General features: G+C 73.2%; 13 protein-coding genes. 7 read left to right on the forward strand and 6 right to left on the reverse strand.

Going from position 1 to position 20579, the window contains the following annotated elements; genetic code table 11:
* Positions 1–450 precede the first annotated feature (450 nt).
* A complete protein-coding gene (locus SM793_RS19375) occupies positions 451–1368 on the forward strand; it encodes an SGNH/GDSL hydrolase family protein (RefSeq protein WP_320439468.1) in 918 nt (305 codons plus the stop codon).
* A 127-nt stretch (positions 1369–1495) separates the two neighbouring features.
* Here the strand turns inward: SM793_RS19375 and SM793_RS19380 are convergent, their stop codons facing one another.
* Positions 1496–3919, reverse strand: a complete 2424-nt coding sequence (locus SM793_RS19380) for an endonuclease/exonuclease/phosphatase family protein (protein WP_320439517.1) — start codon at positions 3917–3919, stop codon at positions 1496–1498.
* A gap of 260 nt (positions 3920–4179) precedes the next feature.
* Positions 4180–5169 carry a helix-turn-helix transcriptional regulator gene (locus SM793_RS19385; protein ID WP_320439469.1) on the reverse strand — a complete coding sequence of 330 codons (990 nt, stop codon included), beginning with the start codon at positions 5167–5169 and terminating at the stop codon, positions 4180–4182.
* 472 nt (positions 5170–5641) lie between these two features.
* Here SM793_RS19385 and SM793_RS19390 point away from each other — a divergent pair, with 472 nt between their 5' ends.
* The 3 genes from SM793_RS19390 to SM793_RS19400 all read left to right on the forward strand — a co-directional run bounded on the left by SM793_RS19390 (position 5642) and on the right by SM793_RS19400 (position 12608).
* On the forward strand, positions 5642–5887 hold the full coding sequence (locus tag SM793_RS19390; protein ID WP_320439470.1) for a hypothetical protein: 246 nt from the start codon (positions 5642–5644) through the stop codon (positions 5885–5887).
* A 7-nt stretch (positions 5888–5894) separates the two neighbouring features.
* Positions 5895–6167: a hypothetical protein gene (locus tag SM793_RS19395; protein WP_320439471.1), complete on the forward strand. Its 273-nt coding sequence runs from the start codon at positions 5895–5897 to the stop codon at positions 6165–6167.
* Positions 6168–6449: 282 nt separating this feature from the next.
* The gene (locus SM793_RS19400; protein ID WP_320439472.1) at positions 6450–12608 is read left to right on the forward strand and encodes a DNRLRE domain-containing protein; all 6159 of its coding nucleotides are present in this window, start codon (positions 6450–6452) and stop codon (positions 12606–12608) included.
* Positions 12609–12920: 312 nt separating this feature from the next.
* Here SM793_RS19400 and SM793_RS19405 read toward each other — a convergent pair whose 3' ends face one another.
* Positions 12921–14024 (reverse strand): HoxN/HupN/NixA family nickel/cobalt transporter, encoded by a 1104-nt coding sequence (locus SM793_RS19405; RefSeq protein ID WP_320439473.1) that lies wholly within the window; start codon positions 14022–14024, stop codon positions 12921–12923.
* A 308-nt stretch (positions 14025–14332) separates the two neighbouring features.
* Between SM793_RS19405 and SM793_RS19410 the strand changes: the two genes are divergently transcribed.
* The 3 genes from SM793_RS19410 (at position 14333) to SM793_RS19420 (ending at position 17779) form a co-directional block, all read left to right on the forward strand.
* Positions 14333–15265, forward strand: a complete 933-nt coding sequence (locus tag SM793_RS19410; protein ID WP_320439474.1) for a hydrolase — start codon at positions 14333–14335, stop codon at positions 15263–15265.
* Between the two features lie 218 nt (positions 15266–15483).
* Positions 15484–17397 (forward strand): CocE/NonD family hydrolase, encoded by a 1914-nt coding sequence (locus SM793_RS19415; protein WP_320439475.1) that lies wholly within the window; start codon positions 15484–15486, stop codon positions 17395–17397.
* Between the two features lie 199 nt (positions 17398–17596).
* Positions 17597–17779 (forward strand): hypothetical protein, encoded by a 183-nt coding sequence (locus tag SM793_RS19420; RefSeq protein ID WP_320439476.1) that lies wholly within the window; start codon positions 17597–17599, stop codon positions 17777–17779.
* A 67-nt stretch (positions 17780–17846) separates the two neighbouring features.
* On the opposite strand, the gene SM793_RS19425 is transcribed toward SM793_RS19420, so the two are convergent.
* From SM793_RS19425 to SM793_RS19435, 3 genes are all read right to left on the reverse strand, one after another.
* On the reverse strand, positions 17847–18824 hold the full coding sequence (locus SM793_RS19425; RefSeq protein ID WP_320439477.1) for a phosphotransferase: 978 nt from the start codon (positions 18822–18824) through the stop codon (positions 17847–17849).
* A gap of 87 nt (positions 18825–18911) precedes the next feature.
* On the reverse strand, positions 18912–19964 hold the full coding sequence (locus tag SM793_RS19430; protein ID WP_320439478.1) for a hypothetical protein: 1053 nt from the start codon (positions 19962–19964) through the stop codon (positions 18912–18914).
* Positions 19954–20478, reverse strand: a complete 525-nt coding sequence (locus SM793_RS19435) for a SigE family RNA polymerase sigma factor (protein WP_320439479.1) — start codon at positions 20476–20478, stop codon at positions 19954–19956. Before SM793_RS19435 ends, SM793_RS19430 begins: the two co-directional genes overlap by 11 nt.
* Positions 20479–20579 lie beyond the last annotated feature (101 nt).

The raw sequence follows: 20579 nt of genomic DNA on the forward strand, positions 1-20579 counted from the left end.
CGACGATCACGGTGGAGCCCGCCGGCCGGGTGGCACCGGGACGGCAGCCGCAGCCTACCCGGCCGCCTCCGGACGGCCGCCCCGGCCGTCACCGGCGAAATGAACTGCACACCGACAGAAGGGAATTGACGGAAACTGCCGGGGCGCTGGCCCGGGCCCGGGCGGGACGGCGCGGAACCGTCCCGACCACGCCGTCGCCCGCTCATCCCCCCGCCGCGGCAGGCCGCCCGAATTCCGCTCCACCCCGTTTCGGAATGCATTTCGACACCTCTCGGAGCGAAATTCGGAATTCCCCCCCGGAGTGCCTGCCGAAACCTCTGACGGATTTTCGGAAATGTATGCACACAGCATGGACGACCGCGAAACCTGCCAGTAACTTACCTGTCAGTAGTAGCTGTGGCCCAGCTTGCCCGACCCCCACCCACCCGTTTCTCTCCCCCAGGAGGAACCGTGCTCCGCCGTGCCCGGAATTCCCTGCTGCTCGCTTCCGCCGCGTCGGTCGCCGCACTCGCGATGACCGCCACCAGCGCGCAGGCCGCCACTCCAGCCCCCCACCGCTACGTGGCGCTCGGCGACTCCTACGCGGCCGGCGCGGGGGTCCCGAACCAGTCGGCCGGCCTCTGCCTGCGCTCCGACCGCAACTACGGCCACCTGGTCGCCGCCGCCCTGAACGCCGCCACCTACCGCGACGTCACCTGCGCCGCCGCCAAGGTCAAGTCGATCACCGAGGCGCAGTACGACGCCTTCCTCCGGGTCAACGATCCGCAGATCGACGCGGTGACCGCCGACACCGACCTGATCACCCTCGGGATCGGCGGCAACGACCTCGGCGACAGCGATCTCGGGATCGCCGACGTGATCGCGACCTGTATCGCGGGCGCCGTGGTCAACCCGCTGGGCACGCCGTGCACCGACGTCTACCACCACGGGTACTGGGACTGGTCCAGCTGGTCCTGGCAGTACGGCGACGACGACCTCGCCGACCGGATCGACCGGACCGGACCGCGTCTCGCCGACACCGTGCGGCGGCTGCGCGCCAAGGCCCCGAACGCCCGGATCCTGCTGGTCGGCTACCCCTCGGTGCTGCCCGCCGACGGCGCCTCCTGCGTCCTGCGTCAGCCGATCGCCCCGCGCGACATCCCGTACCTGCACGAGGTGCTCGGCCGGCTGAACACGATGCTGCGGTCCACCGCCCAGGCCACCGGCGCCACCTATGTGGACACGGCCACGCCCACCCGCGGGCACGACGTCTGCTCGGCCGACCGCTGGGTCGAGGGCGCGCTGCCCGGCTCCCCGGCCGTCCCCTTCCACCCGAACGCGACCGGCGAGCGGGTCATGGCCGACGCCGTGCTCAAGGCCCTGGGGTAACACCTCCGAAAAGCCCTCCCGAAAGCCCGGGGGACGCCCTCCCGAAAGCACGGGGACGCCCTCCGAAAAGCCCCGAGGGGCGGTGACCGGTCCTCGGTCACCGCCCCTCGGTCGTGCTCCGCCGGCCTCACGGCTTGATGCGGACCACCTGCGGGTCGTGGTCGCTCGCCTGCTGGGCGAACTCGGCGTTGATGTGCACCACGTCGTACTTGGCGTACCCGACCTCCGGGCTGACCAGGATGTGGTCCAGCACCTGCGAGTTGCCCTGGTAGACGTACGAGTACTGCTCCTTCTCCGGCAGCTCGTTCACCAGGTCGCGCAGCACGCCGTCCTTGGTGAGCGTGGTCAGCGCGGGCGAGAACTGGTAGTCGTTGAAGTCGCCGACCGAGACCACCTTGGCCTCCTTGTCGGCGGCCAGCAGCTTGGCGACGAAGGCCTGCTCCACCGTGGCCTGGGCGACCCGCTGGACCTCCGAGGAGCGGACCGGGGCCTGGAAGCGGCTGTCGATGCCCTGGTCGCCGCCCTTGCTGTTGAAGTGGTTGGCGATGACGAAGACCTTCTTGCCGCGGAAGGAGAACTGGCCGATCAGCGGCTTGCGGCTGTTGGTCCACGCCGCGTCGGCGGGGGCGATCCGGCCGGGCGAGGCGGTCAGCGAGACGGCGGAGCCGGTGCCGGCCACGTCGACCGCGGTGGTGGCGGTGCCACCGGGGATGTCGGTGAAGGAGACCCGCTGCGGGTTGAACAGGAAGACCTGGCGGATGTTGCCGCCGGGCTCGCCGCCGTCCTTGCCGTCCTCCGGGTCCACCGAGCGCCAGTCGTACGCCGGGCCGCCGGCCGCCTTGATGGCGGCGACGAACTTGGCGACGGTCAGGCTCGCGTCCACCGTGCCGTCGCTCTTGGCACCGTTGTTGTCCTGGATCTCCTCCAGGGCGACGACGTCGGGCGAGCGCAGGTGGGTGACGACACCGGCGGCCAGCTCGGCGAACTTGCTGTCGGGGTTGGTGGCGGCGAGGTTCTCCACGTTGTAGGTGGCGATGGAGAGCTCGCGGTCGGCGGTCGGGGCGGTCACCTCGCGCTGGAGGTGGTTGTCCTGGAGCGCGCCGAGGGCTCCGGCGACCAGGGTGTAGCCGCCGAACTGGTTGTAGTCCAGCGGGCCGTTGGTGACACCGGTCAGCACGTCGCCCACGTTGGCGACCGGAAAGGCCTGCTGGGAGACGGGCGCCTGCTGCTGCACCATCAGCCGGCCGACGTTCGGCTCCGCGTAGGACTCGTAGAGCAGGCCGCCGCGCCGGCTCTTCTGGTCCTGCCGGTCGGCGGCGACCCACAGCTCGTTGTACTTGTCGGTGGCCTGGACCACCGGGACGTCGCGGACCTCGACGAGCATGCCCTCCAGCGACTCGTAGAAGTCGAGGGTGTACTTCTCCGGGTCCAGGGTGACACCGTTGACGGTGCCGTCCGGGCCGGCCGCCGGGCTGTAGGTGCCGGGGATGTTGCGGGTGTCGACGACCACCGGGGCCGGCAGCGGGTTACCGGAGGAGACCACGGTGACGGCGGGGTTGGTCAGCTGGGTGAGCGACTGCGAGCCACCGTTGAAGTTCGGGTAGTACTCCGTCACCTTGCCGGTGACCAGCACCGAGTCGCCGACCTTGACGGCCGGGTTGGCGGAGCCGGTGTAGACGAAGACGCCCTCGCTGGTGGCCGGGTCGGCGTCCGGGTTCGGGTCCTGGATCCAGAAGCCCTTGGAGCCGTACGCGCGCACCCCGGTGACGATGCCGGGCACGCCGGCGACGGTCCGGCCGGTGCGGTCGGACACCCGGGTGCGGCCCTGGACGTCGTGGATCCGGACGCTGCCCGGCTCGGTCGGGCCGGTCGGGGTGGAGCCCTCGGCGACCTCGCCCTTGCTGTTGGTCGGCGACGGGGCGCCGGCCGCGAGGTCGGCGGCGTTGTCGTCGGTGTCCGGCAGACCGGCCTTGCGGGCGACCGAGGCGGTGTTGGAGGCACCGGCCACCGAGGCGGAGCCCTCGTGGACCACGGCGGTGCCGAAGCCGACGAGGTCGCGCACCCGCGGGTCGGCGGCGCAGTCGGCCGCGGTCTTGCAGGTCAGCGGGTCGGTGCCGCGGACCAGCGCGACGGTGCCGCTGGTACCGGAGAGCGCCAGCGAGCCCGCCGCGTCCGGGGTGGGCAGCTCGACGGTGCCCGCCGCGCCGGCGCCCTCGCCGACCAGGTAGCGCCCGCCGGGGGCGATCGAACCGGTCAGCGGGGTGACGCCCCACTGGGAGTTGGGGCCGGGCGCGGCCGATATGTACTGGACGCTCCAGCCGTCCAGGCCGAAGGCGGCGCCGCCCTTGTTGGCCAGCTCGACGAAGTCGTTCTTCAGGGTGGCGCCCGAGTTGCCGCCGCCGCCGTAGACCTCGGCGATCAGCGCGTCCGCGGACGGCGCGGCCACGGCGGCGGACAGCGGGGCCAGCACCAGGGAGGCGGCCAGGCCGGCCGGGATGATCGCCGCGCGCAGCAGGGCGCGGCGCGAGCGCGGACGGGGAGCGATGGGCATGGTCACCGGAACGGGGCTCCTAGCTCGGGTGGTGCACGGGGGTGGGTCGGCGGTCGGCCGGGCGGGTGGGCCGGGTGCATCGGCCGGTGCCCGGCCCGCTGTCCCGCTACCCGCGTAGAAATCCGCGTGGAGTCGGGAACCGCCCCCCGCAGCGCCCCAAAGATACGCGCGTAGAAAATGACCGGACAAGAGCCTGGAGGTGAACTTCTCCAGGATCTCCAGCACGGCGACGAACCGTTACCCCGAAGCTGTGACGCCGGCTACAACCAGCCGCGCTGGGCCGCCTTCAGACCCGCCTCGAAGCGGCTGGCCGCCTCCAGACGCTCCATCAGCGCCGCCATCTGCCGGCGGACCGTCCGCACCGAGACGCCCAGCCGCTTGGCCGCCGCGTCGTCGGTCAGCCCGGTGGAGAGCAACCGCAGCAGTTCGCGCTCACCGGGGCTGAGGCCGGTGCCGGCGTCCTCGGGGCGCGGGTCGCCGCCGAGCGGGACGGCGGTCTCCCAGGTCTGCTCGAACAGCGCGACCAGGGAGGCGACGATCCCGGGCTCCTCGGTGCACAGGGCGCCGGCCCTGGTGTTCTCCGGGTCGATCGGCACCACGGCGGTGGTGCCGTCGAAGACCAGCATCCGCGGCGGCAGCACCGGGGCGGTGCGCACCCGGCCGCCCAGGCCGGTCATCCACTGGGTGTAGGCGAAGGTCTCCGGGTCGTTGCGGACGCTGTCCTGGTAGATGGTGCGCAGGCTGACGCCGCGTCTCAGCGCGTCCTCGTCCAGCGGGCGGGAGGCGGCCAGGCTGGCGGCGGACTGCGCGCCGCCGGGCATCACCCCCAGGCACTCGGTGGTCAGCCGGGCGGTCAGCGTCTCCAGCTTGGCCTGGATGGCGTCGAGGCCGACCAGGCGCTCGCCGCCGTCCACCAGGGTGGCCGAGCGGAGCGTGGCGTACTCCGCGACGGCGCGCGCCACCGCGGCCTTGGAGACGGCCAGCTCCTGCTGGCGGCGGGCGAGCTCCTCCTCCTGGCGGCGCAGCAGCAGTTCCAGTCCGCGCTCGGGGCTGACCGGCCACAGCGCGCCGGGGCGTTCCCGGGAGGCGCGCAGGAGGGTCAGGTCGGCGAGGCGGTCGAGGGCGGCCCGGACGGCGGCCTCGGGGAGGTGGAGCCGTTCGCAGAGTTCGACCACCCCGCCCTCCGGATCCGCGAGCATCTCGCGGTAGACGGCTTCCGCGGTGGTGTCCAGGCCCAGCAGTTCCAGCACGTCAACGACCCCTGATCGTCACGACATCGTGTCCCACGATGGAAATCCCGGTCCCGCCCGGCGGTTCCCGATCCTTCCTCCGGCGCTCCCGCCGCCACAAGGCGTGTTCCGGTCACCCGACCCGAACCGGACCGTCCGGTCTGTTCCGCAGAGGGATCAGGCCGACCCGCGCCACCCCCGGGTTGCCGTCCCGGGGTTGCAGCAAGCTGCCTGGCCGGATGCTGCCGGGCGAACTCCCTCCCGGCGCGGACCGGGTGCCGGAAGGATGCGGTCTGCGGGCAGCACCCGACCGCGCGCACCCGCACCACGCACCACACCCGCACGACCCGGCACCACGCACCGCACGCACCGCAGGCACAGCACGCACCGCAGGCACCGCACGCACGCCCCGGCACCACGCACCGCAGGCACCGAACGCACAGCACGCACCGACACCACGCCCTGAACCACCGTGCACAGAACAGGAACCTCCGTGCCGAAGCCCGTCCGGCTGCTCGCCGCCGCCGCCCTCGCACTGACCCTCGCCGCCGTCGTCGCTCCCGCCGCCTCCGCCCAGGCCGCCCCGGCCGCCGCCCTCCCCGTGGCCACCCACGCCGACGGGACGGGCATCGGCTGGGACGGCCCCGGCATCGGCTGGGACACCCCGGGGATCCTGGAGACCGGAGGCATCGGCTGGGACTCGCCCCGCGCCGACGGCCCGGGCATCGGCTGGGACTGACCGTTCGGTGTTCGCCGTCCAACTGACTCTCCTGGACGTCTCGGCCGCGCCCGCCGGCGAGGCCGGACCCGCCGACGTCCAGGGCGCCCTGTGGGCGCGCGCGGCTCCGGGCGACGGCCTGGAACACGTTCGCGCCCGCGCTCTCCCGGGGGGCGTCGGCATCGTGCTGTACGTCCGCGCCCCCGACCGGGAGGCGGCCGAGCTGAGGGCGTACGCCCTGCTCCGCCGCGCACTGGCGGAGGGCCCCGCGAGCCGCTTCACGGTGGCGGCTCCACCGTAGGCCGCGGGGCCCTCCGCCGGACACGCTCCCGCCTTCCGTCCTGATTTCGGACGGTTGCTCACTCCCACGGATTTGGCCGATTCATGCCTATGGCCTGGACCGGTCCTTTATTGACATGCATATGCCTACAGGCATGCCCGCGCACCGGCCCGGTTCCCCGGGCCCGCACGGCCGTGCCCGGACGCGGACGCGTGTCGCCGTCGAACCCCTCATCACAGATCGTCGAGGAGCTCAATGTCACAGCCGACCGGCACACCACCCCGGCGTCACGCCGGGAACACCGTGCCAGCCGCCTCCGCCGCACGCCGCCGCAACGGCGTACTGCGCAACACCGCCGTCGCCCTCGCCGTGGTCCTCGCCGCCGAGGCCGCCGCCGTCATCATGACGACCGGCCAGGCCGTCGCCGTCACCCCCGAGGCCCCCGCCCCCAAGCCCGGCAAGGCCCTCGGCCCGGCCGAGGCCAAGGACATCGCCACCGCCCACCTCAAGGCACGGCTGGAGAACCGCCGGATCGAGGTGACCGACGAGCGCGGCGAGGCCACCACCACCTGGATCAACCCGGACGGCACCACCACCCTGGACCTCGCCTCCGGCCCCGTCCGCTTCAAGGACAAGGACGGCAGCCTCCGGCCGATCGACGTGAACCTGGCCCAGCAGGCCGACGGTTCGGTCAAGGCCAAGGGCCACCCGCTCGGACTCTCGCTGGCCGGTGCCACCGCGCCCGCCGCCGCCTCGAAGTTCAAGGCCGCCGGCGCCCCGGCCGGCGACCAGCAGGCCCCGGCCGTCCCCCTGGTCTCGCTGGACAACGGCAACGGCACCAGCATGTCGCTGTCCTGGCGCGGCACCCTGCCCGCCCCCGTCGTCGACGGCACCAGGGCCCGGTACCAGGACGCGCTCACCGCCACCGATCTGATCATCGAGTCCACCCGGACCGGCTTCGAGCAGTTCCTCGAGCTCAAGGACCGCAGCGCGGTCGGCGCCAACGGCACCGTCACCATGACCCTGGACGCGGCCGGTCTGCGGGCGCGCCACAACGCGGACAACTCGGTCTCCTTCCTCGACCCGGCCACCGGCGAGGAGAAGGGCCAGCTGCCCGCCCCGGTGATGTGGGACGCCAAGGTCGACGCGCGCAGCGGCGACCACACCCACACCGCCCCGGTCGGCCTGACGGTCACCCAGAACGGCAACGCCGTCGACCTCACGCTCACCCCGGACGCGGCCTTCCTCAACGACCCGGCGACCCAGTACCCGGTCACCGTCGACCCGGCGGTCAACATCGGCGTCGGCTTCGACACCTTCGTCCAGCAGGGCTACGCCACCGACGTCTCCGCGCAGACCGAACTGAAGCTGGGCAACAACGGCTCCGGCCAGATCGCCCGCTCCTTCCTGCAGTTCCCGATGGCGAAGATCAGCGGGAAGCAGGTCACCGGCGGCAAGCTCAACCTGTGGAACTTCCACAGCTGGTCCTGCACCGCCAAGGGCTGGGACGTCTGGGACACCGGAAGCGCCACCACCAGCACCCGGTGGACCGCGCAGCCCGGCTGGAACCGCAAGTGGGCCACCTCCACCTCGACCAAGGGCTACTCCAGCTCCTGCAACGACGGCTGGGTCAACCAGGACATCACCTCACTGGTGCAGGCCTGGGCCGGCAACGGCAACGCCAACAACACGCTGGGCATCCGCGCCACCGACGAGAGCGACCCGTACGGCTGGAAGAAGTTCAACTCCGGCAACGCGTCCGCCAACACGCCCTACCTGTCGGTGACCTACAACACCCCGCCGGCCGTCTCCACCCTGCTCGCGCCGGCCAACGGCGCGCTCACCGGCGACGCCACCCCGACCCTGTCCGCCAAGGCGACCGACCCCGACGGCGGCAACGTCCTGCTCGACTTCGAGGTCTGGGCGGCCAACGGCACCGCGGCGCTGCAGTCCGGCCACACCGCCTACGCGGCCTCCGGCTCCACCTTCACCTGGACCCCCGGCACCGCGCTGCCGGCCGGCGGCTACAAGTGGCGCTCCCGCTCCTGGGACGGCACCGCCAACAGCGCCTGGTCCGCGTTCCGCACCTTCACCGTGGACACCACCGCGCCCGGCGTCACCACGATCGCCTCCGGGGACTTCCCGGCCGGCCAGTGGGCGGGCACCCCGGACGCCAACGGCGACTACAGCGGCAACTTCACCCTCACCCCGCCGACCGGCGACGTGAAGGACGTCCAGTACAAGCTGGACGGCGGCGCCTGGGTCACCGCCACCACCACCGGCACCCCGGTCACCGCGAAGCTGACCTTCAAGGCCGGCGCCCACACCGTCACCGCGCACAGCCGGGACGCCGCGGGCAACGTCTCCGCCGACCGGACGTACACCTTCTACGCCGGCAAGGGCTCCGCCCTGGTCGCCCCCGGCGCGGGCGAGCGCCCGGCCCGCCGCACCTCGCTGCAGGCCGAGGGCAACAGCACCTACACCGGCGTGCGCTACCAGTACCGCCGCGGCGAGACGGACGCCTGGAAGGACGTCCCGACCGCCAACGTCACCACCACCGGCGGCCAGCCGGTCACCGCCTGGCCGTTCGCCGCCCCCGGCGGCAAGCCGGCCGCGCTGACCTGGAACATCACCGACACCCTGGCCGAGAACGGCCCGGTCGACGTCCGCGCGGTCTTCACCGACGGCACCGCCACCGACGCCACCGAGCCCAACACCGTCACGGTGGACCGCAACGCGGGCACCGCCCCGGAGACCGGGGTCGGCCCGGGCGAGGTCAACACCCTCACCGGTGACCTCACCCTCTCCGAGACCGACGCCGAGGCCTTCGGCCTGCACGCCGAGCGCTCCTTCTCGTCCCGCCGGCCCACCAACGGCGCGGCCCAGGAGGGCCAGGCGGCGATCTTCGGCCCGCAGTGGAGCTCCGGCACCACCGCCGAGATCACCGACGCCGACTACTCCTACGTCCGGCAGACCTCGGCGACCTCCCTCTCGGTGGTCTCCGCAGACGGCTCCGAGGTCGGCTTCACGGCCACCGGCGCGGGCGGCTGGAAGCCCGAGCCCGGCGCCGAGAGCCTCACCCTGGCCGGCGGGTTCACCGGGGCCTTCACCCTCAAGGACACCGAGGGCACCACGGTCACCTTCGCCAAGGTCGACCCGGCCGCCACCACCTGGCAGGCCTCCGGCTCCTCGCTGCCCAGCGACAACTCCACCACCTCGGTGGTCTCGGAGAAGGTCGTCACCGGCGGGAAGACCCTGGCCCGCCCGAAGTACGTGGTCGCGCCCACCTCGGCGACCGCCTCCGCCAACTGCGCCGCCGTGCCGTCCACGGCCGGCTGCCGGGTGCTGGAGTACGTCTACGCCGACGCCACCACCGCCACCGCGTCCGCCTTCGGCGACGTGGCCGGCCAGGTGAAGCAGATCCGGCTCTGGTCCACCGACCCGGGCGCCTCCGCCGCCACCCCCGTCGTCGTCTCCCAGTACGCGTACGACGACCAGGGCCGGCTGCGCGAGGTCCGGGACCCGAGGGTCGGCCCGACCCCGAAGGCCGCGTACGGCTACGACGCCACCGGCCGGGTCACCAGCGTCACCGAGCCCGGCGAACTGCCGTGGACCCTGGAGTACGGCAAGGCCGGCAACGCCGCCACCGCCGGCGAGGGCATGCTGCTCGCCGCCTCCCGGCCCACCCTCAAGCAGGGCAGCAAGGACGTCACCGACGGCACCGCGACCACCTCGGTGGTCTACGACGTCCCGCTGAGCGGCGCCAACGCGCCGTACCCGCTGGCGCCGTCCGACGTCGCGGCCTGGGGCCAGACCGACGCCCCGACCGACGCCACCGCCGTGCTGCCGCCCGACGCCGTCCCGTCGACCCACGACGGCAAGGCGCTCGGCACCGCCGCGTACAACCGCGCCTCCGTGACCTACACCAACGCCTCCGGCCGCGAGGTCAACACCGCCACCCCCGGCGGCGGGATCACCACCACCGAGTACAACGCCTTCGGCAGCCAGGTGCGGACCCTCTCCGCGGAGAACCGCGTCCTCGCCCTGGCCACCACCGGTGACGGCCTGAACAAGCTGCGCGCCCTCGGCATCGCCGGCCGCTCCACGGCCGACCGCGCCCAGGTGCTCTCCTCGACCTCCGTCCACTCCGCCGACGGCAAGCGGCTGGTCGAGCAGTACGACCCGCTGCAGCTGGTCACCCTGGAGCACGACCTGGCCGCCTCCGGCACCTCCCCGGCGCTCACCGCCGGCGCCGAGGTCGCCGCCCGCGCCCACACCGTGAACACCTACGACGAGGGCCGTCCGGCCACCGCCTCGGTCAGCGACAAGGCGACCTCGGTGACCGTCGGCGCCCGGATCGACGGCTACGCCGCCGACGCCGACACCCGCCGGACCGCCACCGGCTACGACTGGGCCCAGGGCCTGCCCACCCAGTCCGTCCAGGACCCGGCCGGGCTGAAGATCACCACCAGCACCGGCTACGACGCGAGCGGCCGGGTGACCTCGCAGAGCCGCCCGAACTCCACCGGCTCCGACGCGGCCACCACGGTGACCTCGTACTACGGCCCGAACGGCACCGGCGCCTGCGCCGGCCACCCGGAGTGGGCGGACCTGGTCTGCTCCATCGCCCCGGCCGCACAGATCGCCGGCGGCGGCACCAACCCGCTCCAGCTGCCGACCAAGACCTTCCAGTACGACCGCTGGGGCAACGTCTCGGTGCTCACCGAGACCGCCAACGGCGTCACCCGCACCACCACCCGCAGCTACGACGCGGCCGGCCGGCCGGTGAAGGTCTCGGTCTCCGGCGGCACCGGCACGGCGGTCGCGGACACCGTGCTCGGCTACGACCCGGTCACCGGTGAGCTCGCCAACATCGACAACGGCAAGGCCACCATCACCCAGGGCTACGACAAGCTCGGCCGCCAGGTCTCCTACGACGACGGCGCCGGCAACGTCACCACCACCGAGTACGACAAGCTCGACCGGCCGGTGAAGAAGTCCGACTCGGTGCCGTCCACCGTCAGCTACGGCTACGACACCGCCAAGGACCCGCGCGGCCTGCCCACCACCCTGGCCGACTCGGTCGCGGGCACCTTCACCGCCTCCTACGACGTCGAGGGCCGGCTGGTCACCCAGACCATGCCCGGCGGCAACACCCTGACCAACAGCTACGACAGCCGGGGCATCCAGACCGGCAAGACCTACACCAACCAGGCGGGCACCGTCCTGCTGGCCGACAACGCGGACTACACCGTCCACGGGCAGCAGGCCGGCCGCACCCAGTCCGACGGCAACAGCACCACCAGCGGCTACACCTACGACGCCACCGGCCGCCTGACCAGGGCCGCCGACAGCACCGGCCTGGCCTGCTCCACCCGGACCTACACGTTCGACCGGAGCAGCAACCGGACCAACCGCACCGGCGTCACCGACGACTGCGACCCGGCCACCCAGGACGCCGTCACCAAGTCGGAGAACCACGGCTACGACACCGCCGACCGCCTCACCGACGCCGGCTACGCGTACGACGCCTACGGCCGCACCACCGCCCTGCCGAAGGGCACCCAGCTCGGCTACTACGCCAACGACCTGGTCCGCACCGAGACCCTCGGCGACACCCGCAGGACCTGGGACCTGGACGCCTCCGGCCGCCTCGCGGTGAACACCACGGAGACCCGGGGCGCCGACGGCACCTGGGCCGTCACCGGCCAGGACACCAAGCACTTCGACGGCGGCACCGACAGCCCGTCCTGGTCCAAGGACGCGGCCGGCAAGCTCACCCGCAACGTCCTGGACCTGACCGGCCGGCTCACCGCCGCCACCGGCACCGACGGCGGCGCGGTCCTGCTGCTGACCAACCTGCACGGTGACGTCTCGGTCCAGATGTCGCCCGACGGCACCCAGGACCTCGCCGTCTACCACTACGACGAGTACGGCAACATCGTCGACGCCACCGGCTCGACCGAGTACGGCTGGCTCGGCGGGGCGCAGCGCGAGGGCGACAGCCTCTCCGGCCTCACCCTGATGGGCGTCCGGCTGTACGACCCGGCCACCGGCCGGTTCCTGCAGACCGACCCGGTGCTGGAGGGCTCGCCGAACGCCTACGGCTACCCGGTCGACCCGATCACCATGGACGACCTGACCGGGATGTCCTGGCGCAAGAAGTGGGTCGCCTACTTCAGCCGCGCCGAGGGCAACACCATCGGCACCCTGCTCTACGTCTCCGGCAAGATCAGCCAGGGCATCTCGAAGATCCTGCGGAAGCTGCCGCACTGGGCCGCCCGGGCCGCCGGCTACGTGCTGTGGGCGCTGGCCTACCTGATGAAGAAGGTCGGCAAGCAGTTCATCAAGGCCGCCAACAAGCGGGGCAGCCACGGGGTGCGCTTCACCTTCGGGATCTGGCGCTCCAGCCACTGGTGGGTGCCGGACCGTCCGATCTACCGGGTGGACCCGCGGTACTGAGCCGCGGTACTGACCCGCGGTACTGAGCCGCGGTACTGACCCGCGGTACTGAGCCGGACCGGTCGGCGGGGCCCTGTGCGGAACCTCTGACCGACGCTCCACCGTTGTGACATCGAAAGACAGGTAAGGCCGGGCCCCGGAGGTTCTCCCCCGGGGCCCGGCCGCTTTCCGTTCCGGCGTTCCGTTCCGCGTTCCGTTCCCGCGCTCCGTTCCGGCGCTCCGTTCCCGCGCTCCGTTCCCGCGCTCCGTTCCGGCGCTCCGTTCCCGCGCTCCGTTCCCGCGTTCCGGGCGCCGCTGCTCGCCTTCGGTCGGCTACTCGGCCTTCTCGGCGGCCGCGGCGGTGAGGCCGGCGGACCACTTCTCCTCGACGTTGCCGAGCTTCCAGTACGCGATCGCCGCCGCCCAGGTCAGGACGAACAGGCCGACGATGGCGTAGCCGACGAAGTTGAGGTCCAGCTCGCCGATCCAGGCGACCGGGCCGCTGCCGATGTCCAGCTTCTCGCCGAGCAGCCCGATCAGCTCGATCGAGCCGATGACCAGGGCGACCAGCACCGAGAGCCCGGTGACGGTCAGGTTGTAGTAGATCTTCCGGACCGGCTTGGAGAACGCCCACTCGTAGGCGAAGTTCATGAACGAGCCGTCGATGGTGTCCAGCAGGCTCATCCCGGCGGCGAACAGGACCGGCAGCACCAGCAGCGCGTACCAGGGCAGCTGGAACGCCGCCGCGCCGCCGGCCAGCACCAGCAGCGACACCTCGGTGGCGGTGTCGAAGCCCAGGCCGAACAGCAGCCCGACCGGGTACATGTGCCAGGGCTTGGTGACGGCCCTGGTCACCCGGCCGAGGATGCGGTTCATGAAGCCGCGCTTCTCCAGCTGGGCCTCCAGCTCGGCCTCGTCGTACTCGCCCTCGCGCATCCGCCGGAAGACCTTGAGGATGCCGTTGAACGCGCCCAGGTTGATCAGGCCGAGCGCCAGCAGGAAGGTGCCGGAGACGGTGACGCCGATCAGGCCGGTCGTCTCGTGCAGGGTGGAACCGTCCTCCTCGACCTGGCCGGCCAGCGAGCGGATGCCGAGCGCGAGCAGGGCGCAGAGCCCGAAGACGATGGACGAGTGGCCGAGCGAGAACCAGAAGCCGACCGACAGCGGACGCTTGCCCTGGCCCATCAGCTTGCGGGTGGTGTTGTCGATGGCGGCGATGTGGTCGGCGTCGAAGGCGTGCCGCATGCCGAGCGTGTACGCGGTGAGCCCCATGCCGGCACCGAAGACCTGGCCGCCGACCTGGTAGCGCTGGGGCGCGATGACCGCGAGCAGGGTGAACCAGCCGATCACGTGCAGCGCGAGGATGAAACCACCCATACCTGCCAGGCGGATCCACTCCTCACGGGTGAGCCGGTCGCGCCAGCGGAGGCCGGTCATCGGGGGTGTCCTTTCGTGGGGCCGTAGCGGCTCCGGGACGCCGGAGCTGGGCCATCTTTCCTTCTCGTCGTAATTAGTTGCAAGTCATGCGCAATTACGACCTGGTCACCGGGTGGTGGACGAACAGGACGCCCCCGGACATGTCGCCGGAGGTATCGCCGACCTCCCCGGGCCTCTCCCGGGCCCCTCCTGGACAGAAATGGTCATGAACCGTACAAGAAGCTGTAACCCCGACGCGCTGGCGGACGCCGTTCTACGCGCGGATACTCGGTCGTCCGGCACCCCAACCCCCTCCGGAGGGACGGCACATGATGCTCCGTCGAAGCACGCTCGCGCTGGCCGCGTCCGCCCTGCTCGCCACCGGCCCGCTCGCGCTCACCGCGCCCGCCCCGGCCGCCGCCGCGACCTCGGCGCTCCCCCACCGCGTCCTGTTCGACAACAGCAAGGGCGAGACCGCCGGCAACGCGGACTGGATCATCTCCACCGCCCAGCCCGACCCGCGCACCCAGAACGCCGACCCCACCACCGAGAAGAGCTGGACCGGCGCCCTCTCCGCCTGGGGCGTCGCCCTCCAGCGGACCGGCCAGTACAGCCTGAAGACCCTCCCGGCCGGCTCCACCATCAGCTACGGCACCGGCGCCGCGCTCGACCTCGCCAACTTCGACACCTTCGTGATCCCCGAGCCGAACATCCGCTTCTCCGCGGCGGAGAAGTCCGCGATCATCCGTTTCGTGCAGAACGGCGGCGGGCTGTTCCTCGTCTCCGACCACAACCAGAGCGACCGCAACAACGACGGCTGGGACTCCCCGGCGATCATCAACGACCTGTTCACCAACAACGGCGTGAACAACAACGACCCGTTCGGCTTCTCGGTGGACGTCAAGAACATCTCCACCGACAACCCGCGCGCCGTCAACGACGCCGCCGACCCGGTGCTGCACGGCCCCTTCGGCACCGTCACCGGCTCGATCCTGCGCTCCGGCACCACCTTCACCCTCAAGCCGGCCGACAACCCCGCGGTCAAGGGCATCGTCTACCGCACCGGCTCGTCCGGGAACACCGGCGCCTTCTTCGTCACCAGCGGCTACGGCAGCGGCCGGGTCGCCGCCTGGGGCGACAGCTCCCCCGCCGACGACGGCACCGGGCAGTCCGGCAACAACCTGTTCAACGGCTGGGACGACCCGGCCGGCACCAACGCCGCCCTCGCCCTCAACGCCACCGCCTGGCTGAGCAAGGCCTGAGGCCGGTCGGTCGCGCCCGGCGTCCGGCGTCCGGCCCGTCCGCCGGGCGTCGGGCGTCCGGCCTGTCCGCCGGGCGTCGGGCACCGGGCGTCGGGTACCGGGCGTCGGACACCGGACGCGACCGTTCCCACGGGCCTGGCCGCCCCCAGCAGGCGCACGGCCGCTTCCTCCCCTAGTGTCGGAATGATCCGCACCGACGGGACCCGATGGGAGCGGCCATGCCCTCGTACCCGCACCGCACCACCCGCGAGGACCTGCGCGTCCCCCTCCCCGACGGCACCGAGCTGTACGCCCGCCTCTGGCGCCCCGCGACCGACGCGCCCGTCCCCGTCGTCCTGGAGTACTCCACCGGCCGGCTCACCGACTGGACCGCCACCGAGGACGCCCGCCGCCACCCCTGGTTCGCCGGCCACGGCCACGCCGCCGTCCGGGTCGACGCCCGGGGCCACGGCAACTCCGGCGGACTGCCGCCCACCGCCGCCTCGGCCGACGCACTCGTCGAGGACGGGGCCGAACTGGTCCGCCGCCTCGCCGACCGGCCCTGGTGCAACGGACGGATCGGCCTGCTCGGCACCGGCGCGGCCGGGGCCCTCGCCCTGCGGATCGCCGACCGCGCCCCGGACGCCGTGCGCGCCGTCGTCACCGCCTGCCCCGACGGCCCGCACCGCCTCGGCGGCGCCGTCCTGGCCGCCGACGGCCACACCCGCGCCACCGCCCACCTCGCCGACGCCGCCCGGCCACCCGACCCGCTCTACGTCGGCGACGACTGGCGGGCCCTGTGGCTGGCCCGCCTCGCCGCCCTCGAACCCCCGCTCGCCGACTGGCTCACCGCCCCGGCGGCCCCCGCGCCGGCCGCCGCCGTGCCCACCCTCGCCATCGCCGGCTGGTCCGACCCGGCCGCCGCGACGGTGCTCGCACTCGCCGAACGGTCCACCGCCGCCACCCCCGTCCGCGCCGTCCTCGGCCCCTGGCCGCACGGACTCCCCGACGAACTCCTCCCCGAGGCCCTGCGCTGGTACGACCACTGGCTGCGCGACCTCGACAACGGCGCCCTCGACACCCCCGCCCTGCGCAGCTGGCTCGGCACCCGCTGGTCCGCCGACGACCCCTGGCCGTCCCCCGGCGTCCGCGAGGTCCACTACGGCCTCGACGGCCCGCTGCGCGCCGCCGGCACCGCCTCCGAGGACCGCTGGGTGCGCGTCCGCTCCCCCCAGCACACCGGCCTCAACGCCGGCGCGTACGTCGCGCACGGCCGCCCCGCCGACCGGCCGCCGGACCAGCGCGAGGAGGACGGCCGCTCGGTCTGCTTCGACTCCCGGCCGCTGCCCGAACCGCTGGAGCTCCACGGCTCCCCGGCCCTGACTCTGCACCCGGCCCCGGCCCCGCCCCCGTCTCCGTCTCCGTCCTCGGGAAGCGGCGGCACCCTGGTCGCCGCCCGTCTCTGCGCCGTCGCCCCGGACGGCACCTCGACCCTGCTCACCCGGGGCTTCCTCACCCTCCCGGCCGACCCCGACGGCCCCGGCGACCCCTACCCGGTCCTCGCGCTCGCCCCGGTCGGCGCCACCGTCCCGCCCGGCCACCGGCTGCGGCTCACCCTCTCCTCCAGCTACTGGCCCTGGCTGTGGCCCTGCGCCGACCCCGACGGCTTCGCCGTCGACCCCTCCCACTCCGCCCTCACCCTCCCCGTCCACGACCCGGCCACCAGCACCGACGCGGCCCCCTTCCGCTCCCCCACCCTCCCCCTGCCGCCCCCGCTGCACCTCACCGAACCGCTCATCGCCCGCCCCGAACGGGTCACCGTCCACGACATCGGCCGCCGCGAATGGCGCACCGAACTCTCCCCCGCCACCGACGGCACCCGCACCCACCCCGACGGCCTGGTCCGCGACGAGCACACCGTCACCGCCTACCGCGTCCTCACCGCCACCCCCCTCAGCGCCCAGGCCCGCACCGACCACACCCTCCGCCTCGAACGCCCCGCCCTCGGCTGGGACATCACCCTCCACACCCGCACCGAACTCCGCTGCGACGCCACCCACCTCCTCGCCCACACCCAGCTCCGGGCGGAAGAGGCCGGCAACGTGGTCTTCACGAAGGAGTGGCACCACCGCATCCCCCGCGACAACACCTGATCCGCCCCCGCCGGGCGGACGTCCGAGCTACTGTGGACAGCCCCGCCGCCGCGACGCCGACGGCCTCGCGCCGATACGGGTCGACCAGCCGGAACAGGACACCACCGTCACCGACTTCACCTCCCACCTGCTCGGCGGACCGGTCCGGACCGGCGACACCGCCGCACTCCGGGCCGCCCTGCCCGACGCCCTGCCCTGGGTGACGTTCCTCCCCCCGGAGGACGTCGACCTGCTCATCGGTGAACTGCTGGACGCCGCCCGCGACGCGGTCCCGCCCGACGACCTCGCCCCGATCGCCGTGCTGCTGACACAGTGGCGCCACACCGCCGAGGTCCACGCCGACCCCGCCCTGTACGCAGCCCTGACCCAGGAGGCGGACTGACCCAGGAGCCGCACTGACCCAGGAGCCGCAGTGACCCAGGAGGCGGACTGACGCCTGGCCGGCACCCTCACTCCACCAGGGCCAGCGCCGCCGTCAGGTTGTACTCGGCGATCGCGCGCATCGCGGCGCGGTGCGGGAAGTCGCCGTCGAGCAGGCGCAGCGGTCCGGCGACCAGGGACAGCCGGATCGCCGGCTCGTAGAGGTCCAGTCGGTGCCGGTCCAGCCCTTCGGTGCCGCCCAGGTGCGGGTACTGGTCGCCGAAGCGGATCCGCAGGAAGACGTGCTCCCACTCGACGTCGAAGTGCATCAGCCCCTCGATGTCGATCAGCACCGGCTCGCCGGCGGCGTCCACCAGGACGTGGTCCGGGCCGAGTTCGCCGTGCACCAGTCCGTAACCGCCGTCCCGGGGGGCGACGGCCGCCGCGCGGGCGTGCAGGGCGTCCGCCAGGCGCTCCTGGGCGCTCGCGATCCGGTCGTCCCGCTCGGCCGCCTCCGCGAGGTCGGCGAGCGCCCGTTCCAGCACCAGCTGAGCGGGTGAACTCCCCTTCGACACACCGCCGTTGTCCAGCAGTGCGAGCTTCCCCCAGCTGGGCGCGCGGTGCTCGCCCAGCACCCGCAGGGTGTCGGCGAGCCGCGCCAGCACGGGCGCCGCGGCCCGCGGATCCCGCTCCAGCAGCGCCTCCAGGTTCTCCCCGCCCGGCCCGGTCACGTCCTCGACCACGGCGACGTCCGCCGGGTGCCGGGTGCGGCTCCCGTCCAGCAGGTGCACGCGCGGCGTCCGGACCCCGAGCGCGGTCAGCCGCCGGTGCGCCGCCGCGAAGAGCCCGAGCCCGGAGGCGTGCGCCAACGGGTCGGCGTCGTCGGCCGGTTCGTCCGCGCCCGGCCAGTGGTTCTCGGCCGCGCTCCACACGTACGCGACCGCCGTCCCGCCGTCCTCGAACAGCAGCCGGTGGACGCCCTTCTTGCTGCCCCCGCGCAACCGCTCCACCCCGGCCAGCAGTCGCCCGCCACCGAACGCCTCCCGCGCCACCCCGGCCAGGTCCATCGCCGATCCCCCTTGTCCTGCCGCTCCCCCGTGCGGAGCGGCAGGACAGCATAGAGGAGGGGCCGGAGGAGGCGTCACCTGCGCCAGTCAGGCGATCTTGAACTCGATTCCGCGCGGCTCGGCCGGCTCCGCGCGGATGGTCAGCCTGCTGGTCCGGCCCTCGTACTCGACCGTCACGGCGCCGTTCTCCGTGTCCATCCCCACCTCTTTCGCACCGGTGGGCAGCAGCCCGGCCAGCACTGCGGCCAGCTCCGGCAGCGACTCCCCGGGCGCGGGGGAGGCGGTCACGGGGGACGGCGGGGCGGGGGAAGCGGCGGGCGTCGACGGCGGGGCGGTGGGTGCGGTGGCCGTTGACGGCGGGCGCTCCGATCCGGACGCCTTGGGCGCGTTCGGGTTCGCCGGTATCGCCGCGACCACCCGCCCCCACTCCGGCGCGGTCACCACGGCGGCGAGCTGTGCCGCGTCCAGCGGCGGCTGTTCCCTGGTCGGGCTCTCCTGGCTCCCGTTGAACTCGACCAGGCTGATCACCGTGCCGCCCGGCGTCGCGTAGACACCCCGCCACGCCCGCTGGCCCGCGAACCTGGCGTCCCCGGACTTGTCGATCAGCAGCACCGAACCGTCCGGCCGAACGGAGCGGTCACAGGAATCCTCGGGCGCCACCGGCGGCTTGCAGACAGCGGCCTGCTCGGGCGTCCGCGCTCCGCGTTCGACGAAGTAGTGGATCAGGCTCACCCCCTTGCCGTCGTCGTAGGTGAACAGCCCCATGGCCAGCTGCGGGCCGTTCGACCCCACCGTGTCGCCCGGTGTCGTCCCACGGGCATCCGCCACGGCACCCGGCGGCAGCAGACCGGCCACCAGTCGTACCACCTCGTCACCGGTCACCGGCGGCTCCGCGACGGGCCCGAGCGCTCCGGGGCCCGGCCCCCCGGTGAACGCCCCCAATCCGCCGACCACCAGCACGGCGAGCGCCGCACCACCGGCCATTGCGGCCCGCCGCCGGTTGCGCCGGCGCCGCCCGCGCCGCTCGGCCCCGGCGGCCAGGGCGAACAGCGCCGCCTCCGGCGCGAAGGCCGCAGCCCCGTGCAACGCCTGGGCGAACCCGTCCTCGAAGTCGTCCTCGAACCCGTCCTCAACCGGCATGACGCAGAACCTCCTTGTCCATGAACGCCGCCCCCAGCTTGTCCCGCATCCGGGCCAGCGCCCGGCTGCTGCGAGAGCGGACGGCCACGCTGCTCAGCCGCATCGCCGCCGCCGTCTCCTCCACACTGCGGTCCTCCCAGTAGCGCAGGACCAGCACCGCCCGGTCCTGGGGCGGCAGTTCGCCGAGCGCCCGGAGGAGGGTGAGCCGCAGGGCCGGGTCGGGGTCGGCGACCGCGACGTCCGGCAGCACGTCGGTGACCCGCTCGGTGCTGCTGCGCCGACGGCGGTGCGAGAGGAAGGTGTTGACCAGGACGGCCTGCACGTAGCCGCTGGGATTGTCCATCCGTGAGATCCGGCGCCACTTCACGAAGACCCGGCCGAGCGCTTCCTGGACGAGGTCCTCGGCGAGATGCGCGTCACCGCCGGTGAGGAGGAACGCCGTCCGCAGCAGATGACGCCCCCGCGACGCCACGAAGGCCGGAAAGTCGGGCGGCGCCCCCTGTATTTGCTCCATGCCCTACTAACGCGATCACACGGCGGTCTTGTGGCACCGGGTTTCCGGCGACCGATCCTCGCACACGGGCCGTGGCGGGCCGAGGCCGTCCGACGCCTGCT

The sequence above is a fragment of the Kitasatospora purpeofusca genome, from assembly GCF_034043715.1.
Lineage (GTDB): Bacteria > Actinomycetota > Actinomycetes > Streptomycetales > Streptomycetaceae > Kitasatospora > Kitasatospora purpeofusca_A.